Source organism: Leclercia adecarboxylata (assembly GCF_035787115.1).
In the GTDB taxonomy this organism is placed as follows: domain Bacteria; phylum Pseudomonadota; class Gammaproteobacteria; order Enterobacterales; family Enterobacteriaceae; genus Enterobacter; species Enterobacter adecarboxylatus_E.
The window spans coordinates 1,188,568-1,209,393 of sequence record NZ_JALKTL010000001.1; the positions used below are offsets into that span (position 1 = coordinate 1,188,568).

The window sequence follows — 20,826 nt, forward strand, 5'->3', positions numbered from 1 at the left end:
GGTGAGATTTCGGATAATTATTCATGCACGTAATAACGTACGCCGCCCGGGCCGAAGTGAGAGCGCGGGCTGGCTAAGGCATCATAGCCGTCCGGATGCCTTGCTACCAGTAGTTAATCATGAACAGATGCTGCATTGCTGGCAATTACGCCAGCAATGCAGTGACGTCAGAAGAGACGATATCCATAACCCCAAAGAATAACCGTCAGCGCCAGTAGCACTTCCAGCAACAGCACGCCAATGGCGAGCGTTGAACCGGAGAAGCTTCGGCCCTCTTCTTTATTGATCTTCAGGAAGGTAGGAATACCGATATAGAGCAGATAACCGGTATAAAACAGCGCCAGGGTGCCCACCAGTGCGCAGAGCCAGACAATCGGATAGAGCGCCACGATCCCGCTTAAAAACAGCGGCGTTGCCACGTAACCGGCAAACACCATGCAGTGCCCCAGGGAAGGCCGCTGCGGATACTTACGCGCCATCCAGTAAATCACCCGCCCCATCACCGCCACGCCTGCCAGCATCAGCGCGTAAAACACCACGGCCAGCGCCAGCCCGGTTGTCCACGAAAGTCTTACAATGTTACCGTCGTCAAAATCCCAGCCGATTTGCGTGGTGCCTATAAACGCACAAATCACCGGGACGGCGGCCATCAGCAGTACATGGTGAGTATAGTGATGACTGACCGTTTCGTTTTCGCTTCTTATCACGTGCATTTCACGATCGGGATGGGAAAAGAGTCCCCAGACATGGTTCATAATGCCCCCTTGTTGTCGGCCCGCTAGCGATAACACAAGTATAATGCAGGCCTGAGATTATTTTTTATACAGCATAAAAATGCAGCACCCGGTTCAGCGCTCTGGTATATTAATCAATGTAAAACAGCACTTTATGGGAAGGAGTCTCTGATGGCGGAGTTCATTTTTTTCAAAAAGGGCAATAACGTCGCTGCGCTGGATAAATCCGATGTGCAGGGTGCCAGGGTGTTGATTGAACAGGGGTATATCAAGCAGTTTGAAGAGATTACCGCCCCGGATGGCCAGCGCGCACTGGCGCGCTTTGACGATATCAAAAAAGAAGAAGAGACGGCGTTACATGCCTGGGCGACAGGCGCCGTTTGGGTAGCACTTCTCGTTCCCGTTCTTGGTTTCATCAGCTGGTTGTTTTTGCGTTAACGTTTCCTGCGCTACGCTTAACGTATGGATATTAATACTCTCATTGCACAGTATGGCTATGCCGCGCTGGTTATCGGCAGCATAGCGGAAGGCGAAACCATCACCCTGCTGGGTGGCGTGGCGGCGCATCAGGGATTGCTCCGTTTTCCGCTGGTGGTGGCCGCGGTGGCCCTGGGCGGCATGATCGGCGACCAGCTCCTCTACTTAATTGGGGTGCGGTTTGGTCCGGCGATCCTGCGACGCTTCTCCCGCCATCAGAAAAAAATCGACCGCGCCCAGCAGCTGATCCAGCGTCACCCTTATCTTTTCGTTATCGGCACCCGCTTTATGTACGGCTTTCGCATCATCGGCCCACTGCTGATCGGCGCCAGCCGCCTGCCGCCGAAAATTTTCCTGCCGCTGAACATTGCGGGCGCCATCGTCTGGGCGCTGATCTTCACCACCCTGGGCTATGTGGGCGGTGAAGTGCTTGAGCCGTGGCTGCACGCGCTGGACCAGCACCTGCGCCACTGGATCTGGCTGATTGTGGTGCTGGTACTGGTCTTCGCGGTGCGCTGGTGGCTGAAACGCCGGGATCGCAGCTAAATATTACTGCTCCGGCTTAAACTGCGGATTGCCCAGCATAAAGCCGCCATCGACGATAAACGACTGTCCGGTGGCGTAGCTGGCATCGGTGTCACACAGCCAGGCGACCAGGCTGGCAATCTCTCTGGTATGCCCCGGCCTCGCCAGCGGAATGTTTGGCATCGAGCCCGGCTCCACTTCGCTGTCGTCCATATTGTTCATCGGCGTGGCGATGGCCCCCGGCGCCACGGCGTTCACCAGGATGTTGTGATGCACCAGCTCCATTGCCATCGACTTGGTCAGGCCGCCAAGCGCGTGTTTGGCCGAGGTGTAGGCGCTGGCCTCCGGCAGCGGCGTATGTTCATGCACCGAGGTGATGTTAACGATGCGTCCCCCCTCCCCCTGTTTCACCATCTGCCGGGCGGCGATCTGCGAGCAGAGAAACGCCCCGTCCACATCGACGCTGAAAATGGAGCGCCACTGGTCATACTCCATATCGAGAAACGGCGCTTTGGTCATCGCCCCGGCGTTATTGACCAGCACGTCAAGACGTCCGAAGCGGGCAATCAGCGTCTCGATTGCCTTCGCGCCGTCCGGCAGCTGGCTCAGATCCAGCTGGATGGCCTCTGCCCGCCGCCCGCACGCCTCGATCTCGCGGCAGGTTTTCATCGCCCCTTCTTCGTCCGAATGCCAGGTAACGCCTATATCAAACCCGCGCTCCGCCAGCATCAGCGCCGTGGTTTTGCCGATCCCCGAATCCGATGCTGTCACAATAGCCACACGATTGGTTGAACCCATACTCACCTCCGAAAAAGAAATAAAGAAGTAAGTATAGTGACTTCTCGTTTTCTACCCGTGGTGATAACCCCCGCCCAGCGCGGAGGTAAGTTGCAGGGTGGCGTCAACGTACTGCCCCTGCAGCATCACCCCGGCGAGCTGTTCGTGCAGGGCGGGTATTCTGGCCTCGCTGACGCGTGAGCCAGCGACGATCCCGGCGTTGAAGCGCGCCCGGGCCAGCGCCACCACCCGCGCGGCGTCAGCTTGCACGCGCTGCTGATGCTTATTTTTCGCCATTAACGTTTCCACTTCGCTTGCGGTTCGGGCAACCTGATTGACGGCCTCCACCACGGCTTTGTTGTAGTTCGCGACCGACAGATTACTTTGCGCCTGGGCAATATCGAGGTTCGCATTCAGGCGTCCGCTGTCGAAAATCGGCAATGTCAGTCCGGCGGTGACGCCCATTTGCTGGGCCGAGGAGCGGAAGAGATCGCTTAAGTGCAGCGCATCCTGTTGCAGAAAGGCCATCAGATTCACATCGGGATAAAACGCCGCCTTGGCCGCATCCACGTCGTGCAGGGAGGCTTCGATATACCAGTGCGCCTCCTGCAGATCCGGGCGGCGAGCCAGTAATTCATAGCCCAGAGTGGCAGGAAGCTGGCTCTCTACAGCTGGTAAGGCATGCGGAGTCAGCGTTATCGTCGGGGATTTGGTGAGCGCCACCAGACGCGCCTCAATGGCTTTCATTTTTCCATTCACTTCCGCCAGCTGTTCATCGGTTTTACTGGCGTTAATATCGGTTTCCACCCCTTCAACTGAAGAGGTAATGCCGTGCTGATACAGCTCACGGTCAGTGCCGATAATGGCGAGTTGCTCCTGTTTGATGGCCGTTAAGAGATGTCCGGCGGCGGCCTGGGTCTGCCACTCCCAGTACAGGCGCGCCACGCTGCTGGCAAGCAGCTGGCGGGTTTGTTGCAGCTCCGCCTGTTGCGCGTTGACCTTGCCAATGCGGGCTTCCACTTCAGCGCGGTTTTTACCCCACAGATCCAGATCCCAGCCGGCGGTTAAGCCAAAGGTGCCGTTAGTGTACCAGGGGCCAGTGGTCCCGGCCGCCGGATCGGTGATTGCAAAGGGCCCCATCAGCCCTTCGGCTGACATTTTCTGGCGTTCTGCATCAGCAGAAAAATCCACCTCCGGGCCATCGGCGGCTATCGCCATTTTGGCCTGCGCTTCAGCAAGCGTAATACGCTGGCGGGCAATGCTCATATCGGGCGCATCCGCCAGCGCTTTGGTAATCAGGGCATTTAATTCTGGATCGTGAAAATCTTCCCACCAGCTGTTTTTTGGCCACTGCCCGGCAGTCAGCCCGGTATTGATTTTCGCGGCGGGAATCTGTTGATTAAGCGAGGCCGCTGTATCGTGGCCGGGCGCACAGGCAACCAGAAGCAGAGAAAGAGGCAGGCAGAAAAAATAAAAACTCGAACGTTTCATCACGTTATTCACCCAAAAAAAGGAGGGTGCAAAATACGCCCGCTTCGTCGCCTTTGTTTAGGAATGGGTGGCAATCCACAATTTGTCATACCTTTACATATTCAGCAAAGAGGCCCGGCCTTGCGCCGGACCCCGGTGCGTTGATTACGCTTTCAGCGAGGCGCCTTTGGTGGCAATCACCTCCTGATACCAGTAAAAACTCTTCTTACGACTGCGCGCCAGCGTGCCTTCACCCTTGTCGTCACGATCGACATAAATAAAACCGTAGCGTTTGGAGAGCTCCGCTTTTGACGCGCTCACCAGATCGATCGGCCCCCAGCTGGTGTAGCCCATCACCGCCACGCCGTCGTCAATCGCTTCGCGCACCTGCACCAGGTGGTCGTTGAGGTAGCTGATACGGTAATCATCCTGCACCCTGCCGTCGGCGTCCGGCTTGTCCTTTGCCCCCAGGCCGTTCTCGACAATAAACAGCGGTTTCTGATAGCGATCCCACAGCACGTTCAGCAACGTGCGCAGGCCCACCGGGTCGATCTGCCAGCCCCACCCGGAGCTGGCCAGATGCGGGTTAGGCACCATGCTCAGAATGTTGCCGCGCGCCTGCTGGTTCAGCGCCTCATCGGTGGTGACACAGCCGGTCATGTAGTAGCTGAAGGAGATAAAGTCGATGGTCGATTTCAGCGCCTCGCGATCGGCGTCGGTGATGTCGAGCGCAATGCCGTTATCGCGGAAGAACCGCAGCATATAGCCTGGATACGCCCCGCGGCACTGCACATCGCCAAAGAACTGCCAGGCGCGGTTCTCCTGCAGGGCTTCCAGTACATCGTCCGGCTTGCAGGTCAGCGGGTAGACCAGACCGCCCAGCAGCATGTTGCCGATTTTCGCGTCCGGAATGATCTCGTGGCAGGCTTTCACCGCCAGCGCGCTCGCCACCAGCTGATGGTGGATCGCCTGATAGACCTGCGCCTTGCTGCTGGTTTCCGGCAGGCCGACGCCGGTCATCGGCGCGTGCAGGGACATGTTGATCTCGTTAAAGGTGAGCCACAGCTTCACCTTATGCTGATAGCGGGTGAAAACGGTGCGGGCATAGCGGTCGAAAAAGCCAATCACCTGACGGCTTCCCCAGCCGCCGTACTGTTTCACCAGCCCCCATGGCATCTCGTAGTGTGAGAGGGTGACCAGCGGGGTGATGTTGTGCGCCGCCAGCTCGTCAAACAGCCTGTCGTAGAAGGCCAGCCCGGCCTCGTTTGGCTGCTGCTCATCCCCGTTCGGGAAGATACGCGTCCAGGCAATGGAGACGCGCAGGCAGCTGAAGCCCATTTCGGCGAACAGTTTGATGTCCTCCGGGTAGCGATGATAGAAATCGATAGCCACATCCTTGATGCCGCTATCGCCCGCCACGCGTTCCACCACCGGGCCAAAGACACCCTGAGGCTGAACGTCCGAGGTGGACAGCCCTTTGCCGTCTTCCAGGTAAGCGCCTTCGACCTGATTCGCAGCAACCGCGCCGCCCCATAAAAAATCGTCCGGGAAAGTTTTCATTCTGTTCTCCTGTTAGTGATGGCTGACGCACAGTAATGGCGAGCCGGCCTGGACAGTCGTTGACGGCAGGGTCACGACATCGCTGTAGTCGTCGCTGTTACTGACAATAATGGGTGTCGCCAGATCGTATCCGGCATCGATAATGGCCTGGCGATCGAACTCCAGCAGCAGATCCCCCGGCTGTATTTTGTCCCCCACCTTTACGTGGGCGGTAAACGGCCTGCCGTCGAGCTTCACGGTGTCGATCCCAACATGGATCAGCACTTCGATACCGTTGTCACTCAGCAGGCCGATGGCGTGTTTCGTTGCAAACAGCGAGGCTACCTCGCCGGCAAAGGGGGCAATCACCCTGTTGTCAGCGGGAATAATGGCCGCGCCCTTGCCGAGCAGGCCACTGGCGAAGGTGGCATCCGGCACCTGATCCAGCGCCAGGACGGTACCGCTCATCGGTGACAGAACCTCGTTTTCCCCCGGGGCGGCAGCAACCGGCATCGCGCCCGTAGCCTGGCCCGGTATACCGGCGACCAGCGTCATGGCACAGCTCAGCACCAGCGCTGCCAGGGTGCCGATAATCCCCCCCCACAGGGTAGCGTCCACGCCGCCGGGCGGGATCATCTGCGCGAAGGTAAAGATATTGCCAAAGCCAAAAGAGTAAACGTGGGTGTCGCTGAAACCGACGATTGCGCCGCCAACCGCCCCGGCCACACAGCCAAAGATAAAGGGGCGTCGCAGCGGCAGGTTAACGCCATAGACTGCGGGTTCGGTGATGCCGAAGATCCCTGCCGTAACCGAGGAGCCCGCCAGCATTTTTAACCGCGTATCGCGGGTGCGCAGGAACACTCCCAGCGCCGCACCGACCTGGCCGTAAACCGCCGGAAGCAGCATCGGCAGCATCGAATCATGCCCCAGCACCGCAATGTTGTTGATCATCAGCGGCACCAGCCCCCAGTGCAGGCCAAATATCACACATACCTGCCATACAGCCCCCATTGCCGCCCCCGCCAGCCACGGCGCCAGAGCGTAGATCCACTGGTAGCTGTTGGCCAGCATCTGGCTAAGCCAGGTGGCGACCGGGCCAATGACCAGGAAGGTAAGCGGCACCGTAATGGCTAAGCAGAGAAGCGGGGTAAAGAAGTTTTTCATTGCCGAGGGCAGACGCTTGCTGCCCTGTTTCTCCAGCCAGCAGCTGACCCACGCCGCGAGAATAATCGGGATCACTGACGTGCTGTAGTTGAACCAGGTGAGCGGGATACCGAGGAAAACGTCCGCCACCGCTCCCGCCTGCTGGCTGGCGTCGAAGGCCTGAATCATGGAAGGATGGACCAGCGCTCCGCCAATCACCATAGTGATAAATGGATTACCGCCAAACTTTTTCCCGGCGGTATAGCCCAGCACCAGCGGGAAGAAGTAAAAGAGCGCATCGCTGGCAGCAAACCAGATTTTGTAGGTCCCGCTGTCGGCGGAAAGCCAGCCGCAGACCACCGCCAGCGCCAGCAGACCTTTAAGGATCCCCGAGGCGGCAAGGACGCCGATAAACGGCGTAAATATGCCTGAAACAATGTCGATTAAGCGCCCCAGCAGGTTGCCTTTCTCACCGGTATTCTCCGCGACCGGCGTCTCGTCGCTGAGGCCCGCTTCACTGCACACCGCCAGCCAGACATCGTGCACGTGATTGCCGATCACCACCTGAAACTGCCCGCCGCTCTCCACCACCATAATCACGCCCGGGTTTTGCTTTAGGCCCCCGGCGTCTGCCCGCTGCGGCTCTTTCAGTTTGAAACGCAGCCGGGTCGCGCAATGAACCAGGCTGATGATGTTCTCTTTGCCTCCCACGTGGTCGAGGATATCCTTCGCCAGTGCTTGATATTCCATTTCATAGTCCTCTTCGCTGCCCGCAGGCAGGGTTTAACTGAGTCGTAAAAATAAAAAAACCCGAGAACGGCGCCCTTTCGGGTGCCGCGCTCAGGTTTTGCCTGCGTGATGCAGTAACAATCCGGTTGTGGGGACTTAACGCCCCTCTTTTCTCACCCGCTCAATATGAATAGTGAGAAACATAATCTCTTCGTTAGTCAGCTCGCGCTGATAACTTTTTTGCAGATGCCGGGCAATTTTCTCGGCACAGGCCCACGCCTTCGCGTAGTTGTCTTTTACCGCCGAATGCAGCGACGCATCGTCATCGGCAACCACGGTGCGGGTCAGCATCCGCTGGGCAAAAAACTTCAGGTGGGTGACGAAGCGCTGATAGCTTAGCGACTCCTCGTCATACTCCAGCTGTAAGCTGTACTTCACCAGCTGCAGGATCTCCTGCATGACGCGGGTGACATGCATCACTTCCGGCATTTCGCTGTGCAGCTGCGCGGTAACCAGATGCAGCGCGATAAACCCGGCTTCATCTTCATCCAGTTGCACGCCCAGCCGCTTAGCGATAATGCCCCGGGCCTCCTGGCCCAGCTCGAACTCTTTCGGGTAGAGCCGCTTGATATCCCACAGCAGCACGTTTTTGATCGCCAGTCCCTTTTTCTGCCGCTCAATGGCAAAGTAGCAGTGGTCAGTAAGGGTGATGTACAAACTCTCCTGCAGTTTGCCCAGCCGCTGTGTCGCCAGCCCGATAATGCGGTCGCAGGTGGTCATGACCTCAAGTGGGATCTGGCTAAGTAGCTCCCCCAGGCGACGTACCAGCTCATCGCTTTGCAGGGCAAACACCTTCTCAATGTTCGCTTTGGGCACCTCGTCGCCGACGCGTTTCTGAAAAGCCAGCCCGCGGCCCATCACCACCTGTTCGCGACCCTGTTCATCCAGAACAACCACCACATTATTATTGAGTATTTTGGCGATTTTCATTTAATGCCCCAGAAACAAAAAAACCTGACCTCCGGCAGATGCCAGAAAATCAGGTTTTGCCTGCCGCAGCAGTAACAATCCAGTTTGCGCACTTTAACAGTTTCGTTCGGAGCCACAATGCGCCCCGCTAAAAAACGTGACGCAGATCGACCTGTTACTTCGCCTGGATCACCCGGGCGATTTCCGCCGAGGTTTGCAAAGTGCGGATCTCCTGGAACAGCGTCAGGGCGTCGTCATACTCTTTACGCAGGTAGCTCAGCCACTGCTTGATGCGCGCCACGTGATACAGGCCGGTGTCGCCCTGCTTTTCGAGGCGGGAATACTTTTTGAGGAGCGAAACGACGTCCGGCCAGGGCATGCGCGGCTCGTTGTATTTAATTACCCGGCTGAGGTTGGGCACGTTGAGCGCCCCGCGCCCAATCATGATCGCATCGCAGCCTGTCGCGGCCATGCAGGCCAGCGCGCTCGCGCGATCCCAGATTTCGCCGTTAGCCACCACCGGGATGGTCAGACGTTTGCGGATCTCGCCGATGGCCTGCCAGTTAATGCGCTCGGCTTTGTAACCATCTTCTTTGGTGCGCCCGTGCACCACCAGCTCCGTCGCCCCCGCCTGCTGCACGGCGTCGGCAATTTCAAACTGCCTGTCACCGCTGTCCCAGCCCAGACGAACCTTCACCGTCACCGGCAGATGCGAAGGCACCGCCTCGCGCATCGCTTTTGCGCCACGGTAAATCAGCTCAGGATCCTTGAGCAGCGTGGCGCCGCCGCCGCTGCCGTTGACCATTTTCGACGGGCAGCCGCAGTTCAGATCCACCCCCCAGGAGCCGAGCTCGACGGCACGGGCGGCGTTCTCCGCCAGCCACTCGGGATATTGCCCCAGCAGCTGCACGCGCACCCGCGTACCGGAGGGGGTACGGCTCTGGTGATGCAGTTCCGGGCAGAGTCTGTAAAACGATTTTACCGGCAACAACATATCCACCACCCGCAGGAACTCGGTGATGCAGAGATCATAATCGTTAACGTCGGTCAGCAGCTCACGCACCAGCGAATCGAGCACGCCTTCCATCGGTGCCAGTAATACACGCATATCAGTACCCGTAAAAAAAGACGCGCTATAGTAGCCGCTCCCGCGAAAGGTGGGAAGCGTCACTCGTGGGGTGCGGTCTTAATCGGGGATTGTCTCTTCAGGACGCAGCGTCAGCACTTCAAAACCGTCCGCGGTCACGGCGATGGTGTGTTCCCACTGCGCAGAGAGCTTTTTATCCCGGGTCACCACCGTCCAGCCGTCCTTCTTCGTTTTGATCCGGCTGCCGCCCTGGTTGATCATCGGTTCAATGGTAAAGACCATCCCCTCCTGTAACACAGGGCCCTCGCCGGGTTTGCCGTAGTGCAGTATCTGCGGCTCTTCGTGCATCTCTTTGCCAATACCGTGTCCGCAATACTCGCGCACCACGCTGTAACCGTGGCTTTCAACGTATGACTGGATGGCATGGCCGATATCGCCCAGCGTCGCGCCCGGCTTGACGGCCTTAATCCCCTTCCACATCCCCTCATAGGTTGTTTTCACCAGCCTGCGGGCCAGGGGTGAAACGTCGCCAATGAGGTACATTTTACTGGAGTCCGCGATCATACCTCCGTTTTCAAGGGTGATATCGACGTTAACGATAGCGCCAGACTTAAGGTGCTCCGTCTCCTTCGGCACCCCGTGACAGACCACCTCGTTCACCGAGGTGTTAAGCACGTAAGGGTAGCCATACTGTCCTTTGCTGGCGGGGCGAGACTGAAGCCGATCGACGATAAACGCTTCTGCACGGGTGTTGATCTCCATGGTTGATACGCCAGGCTTAATAAATTCGTCCAGCATGGTAAACACCGAGGCCAGCAGTTCGCCCGCGTGGCGCTGGCGGGCCAGTTCATCGGCGCTTTTAATGAGAATTGATGGCATTGATCACCTCCAGTAAACGGTCGGAACCGGATTTCAACATCATCATCTTTATTTGTTGATGGTTAAGATCGGGATAGAGTTCGCTCATCATGCCGAGACGGATCCAGTATTCGGCCTGGGCGTTGACCGAACGCGACATGGCTTTGCTGGCATCACGAATGTCGTCATGCAGCAGGTCGGAGATTTTTACGATACCCATATATATGTTCCATTACTATTCGTAGATAAATCGTATATTGCCAGCGCCGCATTGTCACCCGTTGGTTTGGCGAGATGCCTGACGTTCCAGATGGGAATGTCTGGTATGCTCAAAAGTCATGATGTGATCTGTAGCACGTTCCTGGCTTTAATTGTATGATGAATGCGTCTCATCAAGGGCTTTCACCATGAATAAATCACTGTTAGTCGTCTGGCAATACCTGCGTGCCTTCATCCTGATCTACGCCTGCCTGTATGCCGGGATATTTCTCGCCTCGCTGCTGCCGATAACCATCCCCGGCAGCATTATTGGCATGCTGCTCCTGTTTGTCCTGCTTGCGCTGCAAATCCTCCCGGCAAACTGGGTTAAGCCCGGCTGCTCGGTGCTAATCCGCTACATGGCGTTACTGTTTGTCCCCATCGGCGTGGGCGTGATGCAGTATTACGATGTGCTGAGCGCGCAGTTTGGCCCGATATTCGTCTCCTGCACCATCAGTACCCTGGTGGTGTTTTTAGTGGTGAGCTGGAGCACGCATCTGGCACACGGCGAGCGTAAGCTGGTGGGACAGAAAGGACAGAAAAAATGATGACTTATATCTGGTGGTCGCTGCCGCTTACCCTGGCGGTCTTCTTCGCCGCCCGCAAGCTGGCGGTGCGCCTGAAATTCCCCCTGCTCAACCCCCTGCTGGTGGCGATGGTGGTGATCATTCCTTTCCTGCTGTTAACTGGCATCCCCTACGCGCACTATTTCCAGGGCAGCAAAGTGCTCAACGACCTGCTGCAGCCTGCGGTAGTTGCGCTGGCGTTTCCGCTCTATGAACAGCTGCATCAGATCCGCGCCCGCTGGAAATCGATTATCACCATCTGCCTGGCCGGTAGCGTGGTAGCGATGATCACCGGCACCTCGGTGGCCCTGCTGATGGGCGCGACGCCGGAAATTGCGGCCTCCATCCTGCCAAAATCGGTGACCACACCAATTGCGATGGCGGTGGGCGGTAGCCTCGGCGGCATCCCGGCGATCAGCGCCGTGTGCGTTATTTATGTCGGCATTCTCGGGGCGGTATTAGGCCATACGCTGCTGAATGCCATGCGCATTCGCACCAAATCTGCCCGCGGTCTGGCGATGGGTACCGCCTCACACGCCCTGGGTACCGCCCGCTGCGCGGAGCTGGACTACCAGGAAGGCGCATTCAGCTCCCTGGCGCTGGTAATATGTGGGATTTTGACTTCGCTGATCGCCCCCTTCCTGTTCCCGATTATTCTGGCGGTAGTGGGATAAAATTTGCGACGTGTCGCGCATTTTTAATCTGAGTTTCATAAGTTGCACACATAATGAGATCTGAGTCACATATAAAGCGCAAGCGGCTCCGTACACTACCGATCCATTAACCTTTATGAGGCAACGCCATGCATCCACGTTTTCAATCCGCTTTTGACGAGCTTGCAGCGAATTTGCAGTCAGCCCTGGCCCCGATTCTGGCGGATGCACACTTTCCCGCCCTGCTGACGGCTGACCAGGTCGCCGTACTGAAACGTGCTACGGATCTGGATGATGACGCGCTGGCCTTTGCGCTTCTGCCGCTGGCGGCAGCCTGCGCCCGCGCTGATCTTTCCCATTTTAACGTCGGTGCCATTGCCCGCGGCGTGAGCGGCAACTGGTACTTCGGCGGCAACATGGAGTTTCTCGGTGCCACCATGCAGCAGACCGTCCATGCCGAACAGAGCGCCATCAGCCATGCCTGGCTGCGCGGTGAACAAGGCCTGCAGGCGATTACCGTGAACTACACCCCCTGCGGCCATTGCCGTCAGTTTATGAACGAACTCAACAGCGGATTAGATCTGCGTATCAACCTGCCGGGTCGGGCGCCGCATACGCTGGCGGATTACCTGCCGGATGCGTTCGGCCCAAAAGATCTGGAGATTAAATCGCTGCTCATGGATGAACAGGACCATGGCTACGCCGTGAGCGGTGACGAACTGGCGCAGGCCGCTATTGTCGCCGCCAACAAAGCGCATGCTCCGTACAGCAACGCCCCAAGCGGCGTCGCGCTGGAGTGTCGTGACGGGCGCATCTTTACCGGCAGCTATGCCGAAAACGCCGCCTTTAACCCGACGCTGCCCCCGTTACAGGGTGCGCTGAACCTGCTCAGCCTCAACGGTTACGACTACCCGGATATCCAGCGCGCCATTCTGGCGGAAAAAGCCGATGCCCCGCTGATCCAGTGGGACGCTACCGCAGCCACGCTGCGTGCGCTGGGTTGCACCAGTATCGATCGCGTACTGCTGGGCTAAGCGTCTGATGCGGGCGGCCATGCCCGCACAACTGATGAAAATCCCCTCAATTAAACCGCCCTTTCTTGCGCTTACCAGACGGGTAAAGTAGCCTGAGTGAAATTTCACCTTTGGTAAGAGTCATCTGTATGTTAAAGCGCGTGTTTTACAGCCTGGTTGTCCTGATCGGCATCGTGCTGTTGACTGCGCTGGGCCTCGACCGCTGGATGAGCTGGAAAACGGCCCCCTGGATCTTTGATGACCTTCAGGATCTGCCTTACCGTCAGGTCGGGGTGGTGCTCGGTACCGCCAAGTATTACCGCACCGGGGTGATCAACCAGTATTACCGTTACCGCATTCAGGGGGCGCTCAACGCTTACAACAGCGGCAAGGTTAATTATCTGTTGCTGAGCGGCGATAACGCGCTCCAGAGCTATAACGAGCCGGTCACCATGCGCAAGGATTTGATTGCGGCGGGGGTTGATCCGGCCGATATCGTGCTTGATTACGCCGGTTTCCGAACCCTCGATTCGATTGTTCGCACGCGTAAAGTGTTTGATACCAACGATTTCATCATCATCACCCAACGTTTCCACTGCGAACGTGCGCTGTTTATCGCCCTGCATATGGGCATTCAGGCACAGTGTTACGCCGTTCCTTCACCAAAAGATATGCTGAACGTTCGGGTGCGGGAATTTGGCGCCCGACTGGGGGCGCTGGCGGATCTCTATATCTTCAAACGCGAACCACGGTTCTTAGGCCCGCTGGTGCCGATCCCGACCATGACGGAAGTGCCGGCGGATGCCCAGGGCTACCCGGCGGTCACGCCAGAGCAGCTGCTCGAGATGCAAAAGAAGAAGTAATCCCCGCCGGGTGGCGGCTTCGCCTTACCCGGCCTACAGGTAGGGTGCGTTCTGATGCCCTCACCCCGCCCCTCTCCCACGGGGAGAGGGCGCAAACATTAAAAACGGTCACCCAGGTGACCGTTTTGCATTTACCTTTGCCGGGCATAAAAAAACCCGCACATGGCGGGTTTTTTGTTAGCAGCTATCTTACTTCTTACGTGCGTACTTCAGGGAGTCCAGCGCTACCGCGAAAATAATGATGGCGCCCTTAATGATGTACTGCCAGTAAGGGTTAACGCCGATATAGGTCAGACCGTAGTTGATAACGGTGAAGATGATCACACCCGTTACCACACCCAGCACGGTACCCACACCACCGCTGAACGACACACCACCCACGACGCATGCGGCAATCGCATCCAGCTCATACATAAAGCCGAGGTTGTTGGTGGCAGAGCCGATACGGCCCGCTTCCAGCAAACCACCAAACGCGTAGAACACGCCGGACAGGGCATAAATAACCAGCAGGTTCAGCGCAACGTTAACGCCTGATACTTTTGCCGCTTCCGGGTTACCACCGATAGCGAAGATGTTCTTACCGAAGCGGGTTTTGTTCCACAGCACCCAGACGAATGCCACCGCAATCAGCGCATAGAAGGTGATGTACGACAGACGGAAGCTGCCCATCGCGATAAAGCCCTGGGTAAAGGTCGAGAAGCCGCTGTCAAAACCGGAAATCGGTGATGCACCCACGAAGTCGTAGTAGAGGGAGTTGATACCGTACACGATGATCATCGTACCCAGAGTGGTAATGAACGGCGTTACGTTCAGGTACGCGATGATGATGCCGTTAATCAGACCGATAATCGCGCCAATGGCACAGACAATCAGGATCACCAGGAAAATCGGCATGGTCGCCATTTCCGGGAACACTTTGTTGGCGTTTTCCATCGACTGCAGCAGCGTTGCCGCGACAACCGCCGCCAGACCTACCTGACGACCGGCCGACAGGTCAGTACCCTGAGTAACGATAAGACCTGCTACGCCGAGGGCGATAATAATACGCACCGAAGACTGAGTCAGAATGTTACTTAAGTTCAGCAGACTTAAGAAGGTCGGATCCTGGAAAATAATAATGGCCAGTAAGACTAAAAGAACAACGTAAATACCGCCTTCTTTCAGATAAGTAAGAAAACTTTTCTTATTTAACGCACTCATGAGGAGCCCCTAATCTTAAAGGTGCAAAGACGCAAGACGCAAAATTTCGTTTTGCGTTGTCGTTTTGGTGTCAACAATTCCGGCAACGAGACCATTGCTCATAACCAGAATACGATCTGTGATCCCTAACAATTCCGGCATTTCGGAAGAAATAATAATAATCCCTTTATCTTTTTTAGCTAATTCAGCAATCAGCTGATAAATTTCAAATTTTGCACCAACATCGATACCGCGGGTTGGTTCATCCAGCATCAGAATTTCTGGCTGGGTTAATAACCAGCGCCCAATAATAACCTTTTGCTGGTTACCACCGGAAAGCGAGCCTATTTGCGTGCGATGTCCTGGGGTTTTTACACGCATAGAGTCAATTACCCACTGGGTATCGCTTTTCATGCGGGAATTATCCAACAGACCGATTTTGTTTTTGTAATTATGAATATTAGAGATTAAGGAGTTAAAGTTAATATCCAGATACGCATAAATCCCGGTTGAGCGGCGCTCTTCCGTTACCAGCGCAAAGCCGTGGTTAATGGCTTCGTTGGCGTTGTGGTTATTAATCTTTTTACCGTGCAGGGTGATGGTCCCGCCAGATTTCTCGCGAATACCAAACAGCGTTTCGACGATATCGGTACGCTTGGCGCCCACCAGACCGGCAATCCCGAGGATCTCTCCTTTATGCAGATCAAACGAGACATCGCGGATAGAAGGCTGACGCAGCGAGGTGAGATTGCGCACTTCCAGAATCACTTCACCCGGCTTGTTCTCTTTGTTCGGGAAACGCTGGTTCAGGGAGCGGCCCACCATCATGGCGATGATTTTGTCCATGTCCAGCCCTTCCAGCGACTGGGTGGCGATCCACTGACCGTCGCGAAGCACCGTGATCTCATCACACAACTGGAAGATCTCTTCCATTTTGTGCGAGATATAAACGATGCCGCAACCGCGATCTTTCAGCTTACGGATAATGGTGAACAGATGGTTCACCTCTTTCTCCGTTAACGAAGAAGTAGGCTCATCCATAATTACGATTTTGGCGTTATAGGAGAATGCCTTAGCGATTTCGATCATCTGCATCTGCGAAACAGATAAGGTACCGACGCGCGCCCGCGGATCGATATCAATATCCAGTTCATCAAATATAGCTTTGGTGTCGCGATACATTTTGTCCTGATCGACAAATACGCCTTTGGTCGGATAACGCCCCAGCCACATATTGTCCATAACAGAACGTTGAAGCACCAGGTTAAGCTCCTGGTGTACCATCGAAATACCATTTTCCAGTGCTTCTTTGGCGGAATGGAAATCGATCTCTTTTCCCTGAAAAAGAATGCTGCCAGAATCTTTTTGATAGATCCCAAATAAGCATTTCAATAACGTTGATTTACCCGCACCGTTCTCCCCCATTAATGCATGAATGGAGTGAGGCCGTACTTTTAAATTAACGTTATCCAGTGCTTTAACACCGGGAAAGGACTTGTTGATACCGCTCATTTCCAACAAGTATTCACCGGACGACTGAGTATTTGTGCTGACCATAATTATACCTTGTCGGCCTCGCATGTCGCGTTATAAAAGGGCGCAGAAACTGCGCCCAGTGGAATGCAATAACTTATTTACCAGTGAACTGCGCCAGGTTTTCCTGGTCTACGCCAACGTACGGTACGCGAACAACTTTGTTGTCAATTTTCCAGTTAGTACCGTCAGCAGCGCCTTTGCCTTCTGCCAGGTTTTTCGCCAGATCAAAGGTGGCTTTCGCCTGGTTGTTAGCATCGTTCAGCACGGTACCGGCCATTGCGCCGGATTTAACCAGAGCCAGTGCTTCAGGCAGGGCGTCAACACCAAATACCGGGATAGAGGATTTGTTGTGGGCTTTCAGCGCTTCTACCGCACCCATTGCCATCGCATCGTTGTTAGCGATAACCACTTCAATTTTGTTAGCGTTCGGGCCGGACAACCATGCGTCCATTTTGTCTTTCGCCTGAGCGGTGTCCCACATTGCAGTATCTAATGCCAGCTGCTGGGTTTTCAGACCCTTGTCATTCAGCTCTTTAATAACGTAGGTGGTACGTGCTTCAGCATCCGGGTGGCCTGGCTCGCCTTTCAGCAGTACGAACTGAACCTGACCATCTTTATTCAGATCCCAGTTCGGGTTAGCAGCCCAGTGTTTAGCAATCAGGTCGCCCTGAATAATGCCGGATTCTTTAGAGTCGGTACCCACGTAGAAGGCTTTGTCGTAGCTATCCAGCGCTTTGCGGGAAGGTTCTTTGTTGAAGAACACAACCGGCACGTTCTGGCCGCGTGCTTTCTCAATAACGGTACCTGCAGCAGCCGGGTCAACCAGGTTGATTGCCAGTGCTTTTACGCCTTTCGCCAGCAGAACGTCGATCTGGTCGTTCTGTTTGGACTGGTCATTCTGGGAGTCATTCATCAGCAGCTGAATGTCTGGTGCACCTTTACCCTCTTTCTCGATTGCCTTACGCACAACTGACATGAAGTTGTCGTCATACTTATAGATAGTCACACCAATACGGCTATCTGCAGCGTGCGCGGCGGCACCGAAAAGCATGCTTGCCATAACAGCAGACAGAGTCAACACCTTCTTATTCATGATATCTCCGATTTTTATGCAGGGTAGTTCGTGTGAATAACGCTCGGCGGGCACATGTTAAAGAAACGTTATTGCCGGCCGAAGTCCACTTATAAAATTTCTATCTTCCTTGGTCGGTAACGCTCCAGAATGCGTTTTTTTGGATGTTTAACGTACCTTAGCTATAGTCAAAGTGATTAATCACCGTTACATAGCGTTTCAGTTGCTAAAACGCTGACATCATAGACAGCGCATTGTTAACTTACTGTGAAATTACTCACAAATTGAAAACGGTTACATCACGACGAATTATTAGTTAGTGATCGGCACCACAATTTGCCGAATGGCAACGGAGTGGCGACGCACTAAAGTCGGCATGAAACAGTGTGTTGCATTGATATCCAGCTTGCCGGCCGCCCCCTGTAACGCCAGTTCGGTGGCCAGCCGCGCCATGGAGGCAATCGGGTAGCGAACCGTTGTCAGCTGAGGATCCGTATAACGGGCAATTGGAATATCATCAAAACCAATCAGTGACAGATGCTGTGGCACCGCAATGCCGTTATCTTTCAGCGCCGTCAGGGCTCCTGCGGCCATGCTGTCGTTATAGGCAAAGACCGCGGTCAGCTGCAGGTTACGCCCGAGCAGCTCCACCATTGCCGCTTCCCCGCCCTGCATGTCCGGCGCACCGGTACCGATCCAGCTTTCCGAGGCGGTAATACCCTGTTCCAGCAAGGCTTTCTGCCAGCCTTCCCGACGCAGGTCGTCATCCTCTATGCGGTGGCTGGAGGCCAGATAGCCGATGCGCTGATGACCGTTGTTCATCAGCATCCGGGTCGCCATCATCGCTCCGCTGACGTTATCGAGGCAGACGCAGCGATGGGCGTAGCCAGGGACGATGCGGTTAATCAGCACCATGCCGGGGATCTGCTCCATCAGTGCGGACAGTTCTTCATCGCTTAATGCTTTTGAGTGTACGATCAATGCGTTACAGCGCTGGCGAATCAACACCTCAATGGCGTTGCGCTCTTTTTCCGCCTCGTGATAGCTGTTGCCGATCAGCACATTTTTCTGATGCTCCTGGGCTACCATATCTACGGCTTTCACCAGCGCACCAAAGAACGCATCCGACACATCCATCACCACCACGCCGATGGTGTCGCTGACCTGTGTCGCCAGCGCCTGCGCGTTCGCATTTGGCCGGTAGCCCAGCGCCGTGACGGCTTTCATCACGCATTCACGCGTCTCTGGGCTGACCAGCGCGCTATTGTTAAGTACCCGGGAAACGGTGGCGACTGAAACGCCCGCCTGACGCGCAACGTCACGAATGGTGATCATATTCACCATCCTTCTTTAGATTGCAGCAACTCACAGACACCCCCTGTGTTTAGCAAGGTGACTATTCTGGCAGCGAGAAGGCGGGGACTACGTGAAGAAGGTCACAAGGATGAAAACGGTTACATCCGTTTTGTTAATGATTGTGATCCAGATCGTTATCCGGATGTATTACTTGATGAAACCCCTGACGCACGTGCGGTCAATTGTCGCCATAGCCATTCCAGCGGTCCCTGACGGAAATAGCGCAACCAGAGTACGGAGAAGAGGATATTCACCAGCCATACCGGCAGAACAATCCCCAGCAGCTGTAGGCGGTCGAACTGCATGAACAGGCCGAGGTGATAAAACAGGGTGGTGCAGATCAGTGTCTGTAAAATATAGTTGCTAAGCGCCATGCGCCCGACGCAGGCCACTGCCGTCACCAGCCTGAAACGGCAGAGCTGCGGCCAGAAACCATATATCAGCGCGGCATACCCAATCGTCTGGAACGGCGCGCTCAGCTCACGCGGCGCCTGTAGCAAAAATGCGCACCAGCGGTAATCCCAGTTTAACTGCCACTGCGCGATCACCGCCGGGAGGTTGATACCCAGACCAACCAGCACCAGCCACATCCCGGTACGCCGGTAGTGACGCTGGCTGAATTCGCCCTTCAGCCAGCCTGTGCGCATCAGCGCGGCGCCGATAAGCATCATTCCCGCCAGCTGCCAGCCATACTGGGCCCCGAGCGCCAGCAGGCTGTTGCCAATCATATCCGCCCGGTTGCTGACCGCCTCCATGCCGCCGCCCAGCTTCCAGTATCGTTCATACTGCAGACTCGCCGCATCCGGCACCCAGGAACGACTGGTCGACCCACCTGAGATGACACCAAGCAGCAGCAAAATGGCCACGCCAATGAGGAACAACACCACGCCGGTATTGAAGAGGTTTTTGACATCATGCGCGTCACGGATGATGCGCCAGCAGATCAGCCCCACCAGCCCATAGGCCAGCAGGATGTCGCCATCCCAGAACAGCAGCCCATGAATAAAGCCAAACAGCACCAGCAGGGAGAGTCGGGCCTGGATCCAGCGTTTACCGCGTTTCAGCAGCAGCTGAAGCCCGGCGCCAAACAGCAGCGCAAACAGGGTGAGGAATTTGACCTGAGCAAAGAGATCCAGCCCCGCCCATGTCCAGGCGTCGCGGAGAGTGATGTCGCCATACCAGGCGGGATTGAGGTAAGCGGCCTTCGGCAAACCGAAGGCGCTTATATTCAGAAGCAGAATACCCAGAATAGCGACGCCACGAACAAAATCCAGCGTGACATTTCTTTCCATGTATCCTGCCCTGACGATTAGCTAACGTGACGGACGGCGCGCAGGAACTCCTGGCGGGTATTCTGGCTCGATTTGAACAGGCCGCCCAGCGAGGTGGTCGTGGTGGCGCTGGTCGCATCGCGAATGCCGCGCGCTTTCACGCAGTAATGCACCGCATCAATAGATACCGCCACGTTGTTGGTGCCAAGCAGCGTTTGCAACGCGATGAGGATCTGCTGGGTCAAACGCTCCTGCACCTGCGGACGCTGGGCAAAGAACTGCACGATACGGTTGATTTTCGACAGGCCAATCACCGAGTCTTTCGGGATATAAGCCACGGTCGCTTTACCGTCGATAGTGACAAAGTGGTGTTCACAGGTGCTGGTCAGAGTGATATCGCGCACCGTCACCATCTCATCGACCTTCATTTTGTTTTCAATGACGGTGATTTTCGGGAAATTGGCGTAATCCAGCCCGGAGAAAATCTCATCGACATACATTTTGGCGATGCGACGCGGGGTCTCCATCAGACTGTCATCACTCAAATCGAGATTGAGCAGCTGCATGATTTCCGTCATGTGCCCAGAAATAAGACGTTTACGTGTTTCGTTGTCCAGATCCTGAACCGGTGGGCGCAGCGGCGTTTCAAGGCCGTGTGCTACCAACGCTTCATGAACAAGGGCAGCTTCTTTACTCATTGATGACATTCTTTTCTCCTGCAGGTGTGGCGCTCTTCTGCCCTCCGTGGGGC

At 55.7% G+C, this 20,826-nt stretch carries 21 protein-coding genes; 6 read left to right on the top strand and 15 right to left on the bottom strand.

The genetic code is table 11. The features are described 5' to 3' along the window. Positions 1 to 167 precede the first annotated feature (167 nt). Positions 168 to 755, bottom strand: coding sequence for a Yip1 family protein (locus tag MXM41_RS05685; protein ID WP_325930438.1), 588 nt, complete (start codon positions 753 to 755; stop codon positions 168 to 170). A 150-nt stretch (positions 756 to 905) separates the two neighbouring features. On the opposite strand from MXM41_RS05685, the gene MXM41_RS05690 reads away from it, so the two are divergent. Then, on the top strand, positions 906 to 1,172 hold the full coding sequence (locus tag MXM41_RS05690) for a hypothetical protein (protein WP_325930440.1): 267 nt from the start codon (positions 906 to 908) through the stop codon (positions 1,170 to 1,172). A 24-nt stretch (positions 1,173 to 1,196) separates the two neighbouring features. Beyond that, on the top strand, positions 1,197 to 1,757 hold the full coding sequence (locus tag MXM41_RS05695; protein WP_325930441.1) for a DedA family protein: 561 nt from the start codon (positions 1,197 to 1,199) through the stop codon (positions 1,755 to 1,757). Between the two features lie 3 nt (positions 1,758 to 1,760). On the opposite strand, the gene MXM41_RS05700 is transcribed toward MXM41_RS05695, so the two are convergent. From MXM41_RS05700 to MXM41_RS05735, 8 genes are all read right to left on the bottom strand, one after another. Further along, a complete protein-coding gene (locus MXM41_RS05700; protein WP_325930443.1) occupies positions 1,761 to 2,534 on the bottom strand; it encodes an SDR family oxidoreductase in 774 nt (257 codons plus the stop codon). Between the two features lie 51 nt (positions 2,535 to 2,585). Further along, complete coding sequence (gene mdtQ, locus MXM41_RS05705) at positions 2,586 to 4,004, bottom strand: multidrug resistance outer membrane protein MdtQ (RefSeq protein ID WP_325930445.1); 1,419 nt, start codon at positions 4,002 to 4,004, stop codon at positions 2,586 to 2,588. Between the two features lie 144 nt (positions 4,005 to 4,148). Further along, positions 4,149 to 5,543 carry a 6-phospho-beta-glucosidase gene (locus MXM41_RS05710; RefSeq protein WP_325930447.1) on the bottom strand — a complete coding sequence of 465 codons (1,395 nt, stop codon included), beginning with the start codon at positions 5,541 to 5,543 and terminating at the stop codon, positions 4,149 to 4,151. Between the two features lie 12 nt (positions 5,544 to 5,555). Beyond that, positions 5,556 to 7,415 (bottom strand): PTS beta-glucoside transporter subunit IIABC, encoded by a 1,860-nt coding sequence (bglF, locus tag MXM41_RS05715; protein WP_325930448.1) that lies wholly within the window; start codon positions 7,413 to 7,415, stop codon positions 5,556 to 5,558. Between the two features lie 135 nt (positions 7,416 to 7,550). Continuing rightward, positions 7,551 to 8,384 (bottom strand): BglG family transcription antiterminator LicT, encoded by an 834-nt coding sequence (gene licT / locus MXM41_RS05720; protein ID WP_325930450.1) that lies wholly within the window; start codon positions 8,382 to 8,384, stop codon positions 7,551 to 7,553. Positions 8,385 to 8,538: 154 nt separating this feature from the next. Then, the gene (dusC, locus tag MXM41_RS05725; RefSeq protein ID WP_325930451.1) at positions 8,539 to 9,471 is read right to left on the bottom strand and encodes a tRNA dihydrouridine(16) synthase DusC; all 933 of its coding nucleotides are present in this window, start codon (positions 9,469 to 9,471) and stop codon (positions 8,539 to 8,541) included. Between the two features lie 78 nt (positions 9,472 to 9,549). Further along, positions 9,550 to 10,329, bottom strand: coding sequence for a type I methionyl aminopeptidase (gene map / locus MXM41_RS05730; protein ID WP_325930452.1), 780 nt, complete (start codon positions 10,327 to 10,329; stop codon positions 9,550 to 9,552). After that, the gene (locus tag MXM41_RS05735) at positions 10,310 to 10,528 is read right to left on the bottom strand and encodes a ParD-like family protein (RefSeq protein ID WP_032612583.1); all 219 of its coding nucleotides are present in this window, start codon (positions 10,526 to 10,528) and stop codon (positions 10,310 to 10,312) included. The genes map and MXM41_RS05735 overlap by 20 nt, the downstream gene beginning before the upstream one ends. A 187-nt stretch (positions 10,529 to 10,715) precedes the next feature. On the opposite strand from MXM41_RS05735, the gene MXM41_RS05740 reads away from it, so the two are divergent. From MXM41_RS05740 to sanA, 4 genes are all read left to right on the top strand, one after another. Further along, on the top strand, positions 10,716 to 11,114 hold the full coding sequence (locus MXM41_RS05740; RefSeq protein ID WP_325930454.1) for a CidA/LrgA family protein: 399 nt from the start codon (positions 10,716 to 10,718) through the stop codon (positions 11,112 to 11,114). Then, the gene (locus tag MXM41_RS05745) at positions 11,111 to 11,806 is read left to right on the top strand and encodes a CidB/LrgB family autolysis modulator (protein ID WP_325930455.1); all 696 of its coding nucleotides are present in this window, start codon (positions 11,111 to 11,113) and stop codon (positions 11,804 to 11,806) included. The genes MXM41_RS05740 and MXM41_RS05745 overlap by 4 nt, the downstream gene beginning before the upstream one ends. Positions 11,807 to 11,934: 128 nt before the next feature. Beyond that, positions 11,935 to 12,819: a cytidine deaminase gene (gene cdd / locus MXM41_RS05750; RefSeq protein WP_325930456.1), complete on the top strand. Its 885-nt coding sequence runs from the start codon at positions 11,935 to 11,937 to the stop codon at positions 12,817 to 12,819. A gap of 128 nt (positions 12,820 to 12,947) precedes the next feature. Continuing rightward, positions 12,948 to 13,661, top strand: a complete 714-nt coding sequence (gene sanA, locus MXM41_RS05755; protein ID WP_325930458.1) for an outer membrane permeability protein SanA — start codon at positions 12,948 to 12,950, stop codon at positions 13,659 to 13,661. 189 nt (positions 13,662 to 13,850) lie between these two features. On the opposite strand, the gene mglC is transcribed toward sanA, so the two are convergent. The 6 genes from mglC to folE all read right to left on the bottom strand — a co-directional run bounded on the left by mglC (position 13,851) and on the right by folE (position 20,782). Next, positions 13,851 to 14,861 (bottom strand): galactose/methyl galactoside ABC transporter permease MglC, encoded by a 1,011-nt coding sequence (mglC, locus tag MXM41_RS05760; RefSeq protein WP_325930460.1) that lies wholly within the window; start codon positions 14,859 to 14,861, stop codon positions 13,851 to 13,853. Positions 14,862 to 14,876: 15 nt separating this feature from the next. Further along, positions 14,877 to 16,397 carry a galactose/methyl galactoside ABC transporter ATP-binding protein MglA gene (mglA, locus tag MXM41_RS05765; protein ID WP_325930462.1) on the bottom strand — a complete coding sequence of 507 codons (1,521 nt, stop codon included), beginning with the start codon at positions 16,395 to 16,397 and terminating at the stop codon, positions 14,877 to 14,879. Between the two features lie 73 nt (positions 16,398 to 16,470). Next, positions 16,471 to 17,469, bottom strand: coding sequence for a galactose/glucose ABC transporter substrate-binding protein MglB (gene mglB / locus MXM41_RS05770; RefSeq protein WP_325930463.1), 999 nt, complete (start codon positions 17,467 to 17,469; stop codon positions 16,471 to 16,473). A 291-nt stretch (positions 17,470 to 17,760) separates the two neighbouring features. Next, the gene (gene galS, locus MXM41_RS05775; protein ID WP_325930464.1) at positions 17,761 to 18,783 is read right to left on the bottom strand and encodes an HTH-type transcriptional regulator GalS; all 1,023 of its coding nucleotides are present in this window, start codon (positions 18,781 to 18,783) and stop codon (positions 17,761 to 17,763) included. Between the two features lie 155 nt (positions 18,784 to 18,938). Further along, on the bottom strand, positions 18,939 to 20,096 hold the full coding sequence (yeiB, locus tag MXM41_RS05780) for a DUF418 domain-containing protein YeiB (protein WP_325930465.1): 1,158 nt from the start codon (positions 20,094 to 20,096) through the stop codon (positions 18,939 to 18,941). 17 nt (positions 20,097 to 20,113) lie between these two features. Then, positions 20,114 to 20,782: a GTP cyclohydrolase I FolE gene (gene folE / locus MXM41_RS05785; protein WP_325930466.1), complete on the bottom strand. Its 669-nt coding sequence runs from the start codon at positions 20,780 to 20,782 to the stop codon at positions 20,114 to 20,116. Between the last annotated feature and the right edge of the window lie 44 nt (positions 20,783 to 20,826).

Bases quoted from the DNA above. Each gene is read 5' to 3' on its own strand.
- MXM41_RS05745 (WP_325930455.1), top strand. From the start codon at position 11,111: ATGATGACTTATATCTGGTGGTCGCTGCCGCTTACCCTGGCGGTCTTC.
- galS (WP_325930464.1), bottom strand. From the start codon at position 18,783: ATGATCACCATTCGTGACGTTGCGCGTCAGGCGGGCGTTTCAGTCGCC.
- mglA (WP_325930462.1), bottom strand. From the start codon at position 16,397: ATGGTCAGCACAAATACTCAGTCGTCCGGTGAATACTTGTTGGAAATG.
- MXM41_RS05735 (WP_032612583.1), bottom strand. From the start codon at position 10,528: ATGGGTATCGTAAAAATCTCCGACCTGCTGCATGACGACATTCGTGAT.
- sanA (WP_325930458.1), top strand. From the start codon at position 12,948: ATGTTAAAGCGCGTGTTTTACAGCCTGGTTGTCCTGATCGGCATCGTG.
- mdtQ (WP_325930445.1), bottom strand. From the start codon at position 4,004: ATGAAACGTTCGAGTTTTTATTTTTTCTGCCTGCCTCTTTCTCTGCTT.
- MXM41_RS05740 (WP_325930454.1), top strand. From the start codon at position 10,716: ATGAATAAATCACTGTTAGTCGTCTGGCAATACCTGCGTGCCTTCATC.
- yeiB (WP_325930465.1), bottom strand. From the start codon at position 20,096: ATGGAAAGAAATGTCACGCTGGATTTTGTTCGTGGCGTCGCTATTCTG.
- MXM41_RS05695 (WP_325930441.1), top strand. From the start codon at position 1,197: ATGGATATTAATACTCTCATTGCACAGTATGGCTATGCCGCGCTGGTT.
- map (WP_325930452.1), bottom strand. From the start codon at position 10,329: ATGCCATCAATTCTCATTAAAAGCGCCGATGAACTGGCCCGCCAGCGC.
- cdd (WP_325930456.1), top strand. From the start codon at position 11,935: ATGCATCCACGTTTTCAATCCGCTTTTGACGAGCTTGCAGCGAATTTG.
- mglC (WP_325930460.1), bottom strand. From the start codon at position 14,861: ATGAGTGCGTTAAATAAGAAAAGTTTTCTTACTTATCTGAAAGAAGGC.
- folE (WP_325930466.1), bottom strand. From the start codon at position 20,782: ATGTCATCAATGAGTAAAGAAGCTGCCCTTGTTCATGAAGCGTTGGTA.
- bglF (WP_325930448.1), bottom strand. From the start codon at position 7,415: ATGGAATATCAAGCACTGGCGAAGGATATCCTCGACCACGTGGGAGGC.
- MXM41_RS05700 (WP_325930443.1), bottom strand. From the start codon at position 2,534: ATGGGTTCAACCAATCGTGTGGCTATTGTGACAGCATCGGATTCGGGG.
- dusC (WP_325930451.1), bottom strand. From the start codon at position 9,471: ATGCGTGTATTACTGGCACCGATGGAAGGCGTGCTCGATTCGCTGGTG.
- MXM41_RS05710 (WP_325930447.1), bottom strand. From the start codon at position 5,543: ATGAAAACTTTCCCGGACGATTTTTTATGGGGCGGCGCGGTTGCTGCG.
- licT (WP_325930450.1), bottom strand. From the start codon at position 8,384: ATGAAAATCGCCAAAATACTCAATAATAATGTGGTGGTTGTTCTGGAT.
- MXM41_RS05690 (WP_325930440.1), top strand. From the start codon at position 906: ATGGCGGAGTTCATTTTTTTCAAAAAGGGCAATAACGTCGCTGCGCTG.
- MXM41_RS05685 (WP_325930438.1), bottom strand. From the start codon at position 755: ATGAACCATGTCTGGGGACTCTTTTCCCATCCCGATCGTGAAATGCAC.
- mglB (WP_325930463.1), bottom strand. From the start codon at position 17,469: ATGAATAAGAAGGTGTTGACTCTGTCTGCTGTTATGGCAAGCATGCTT.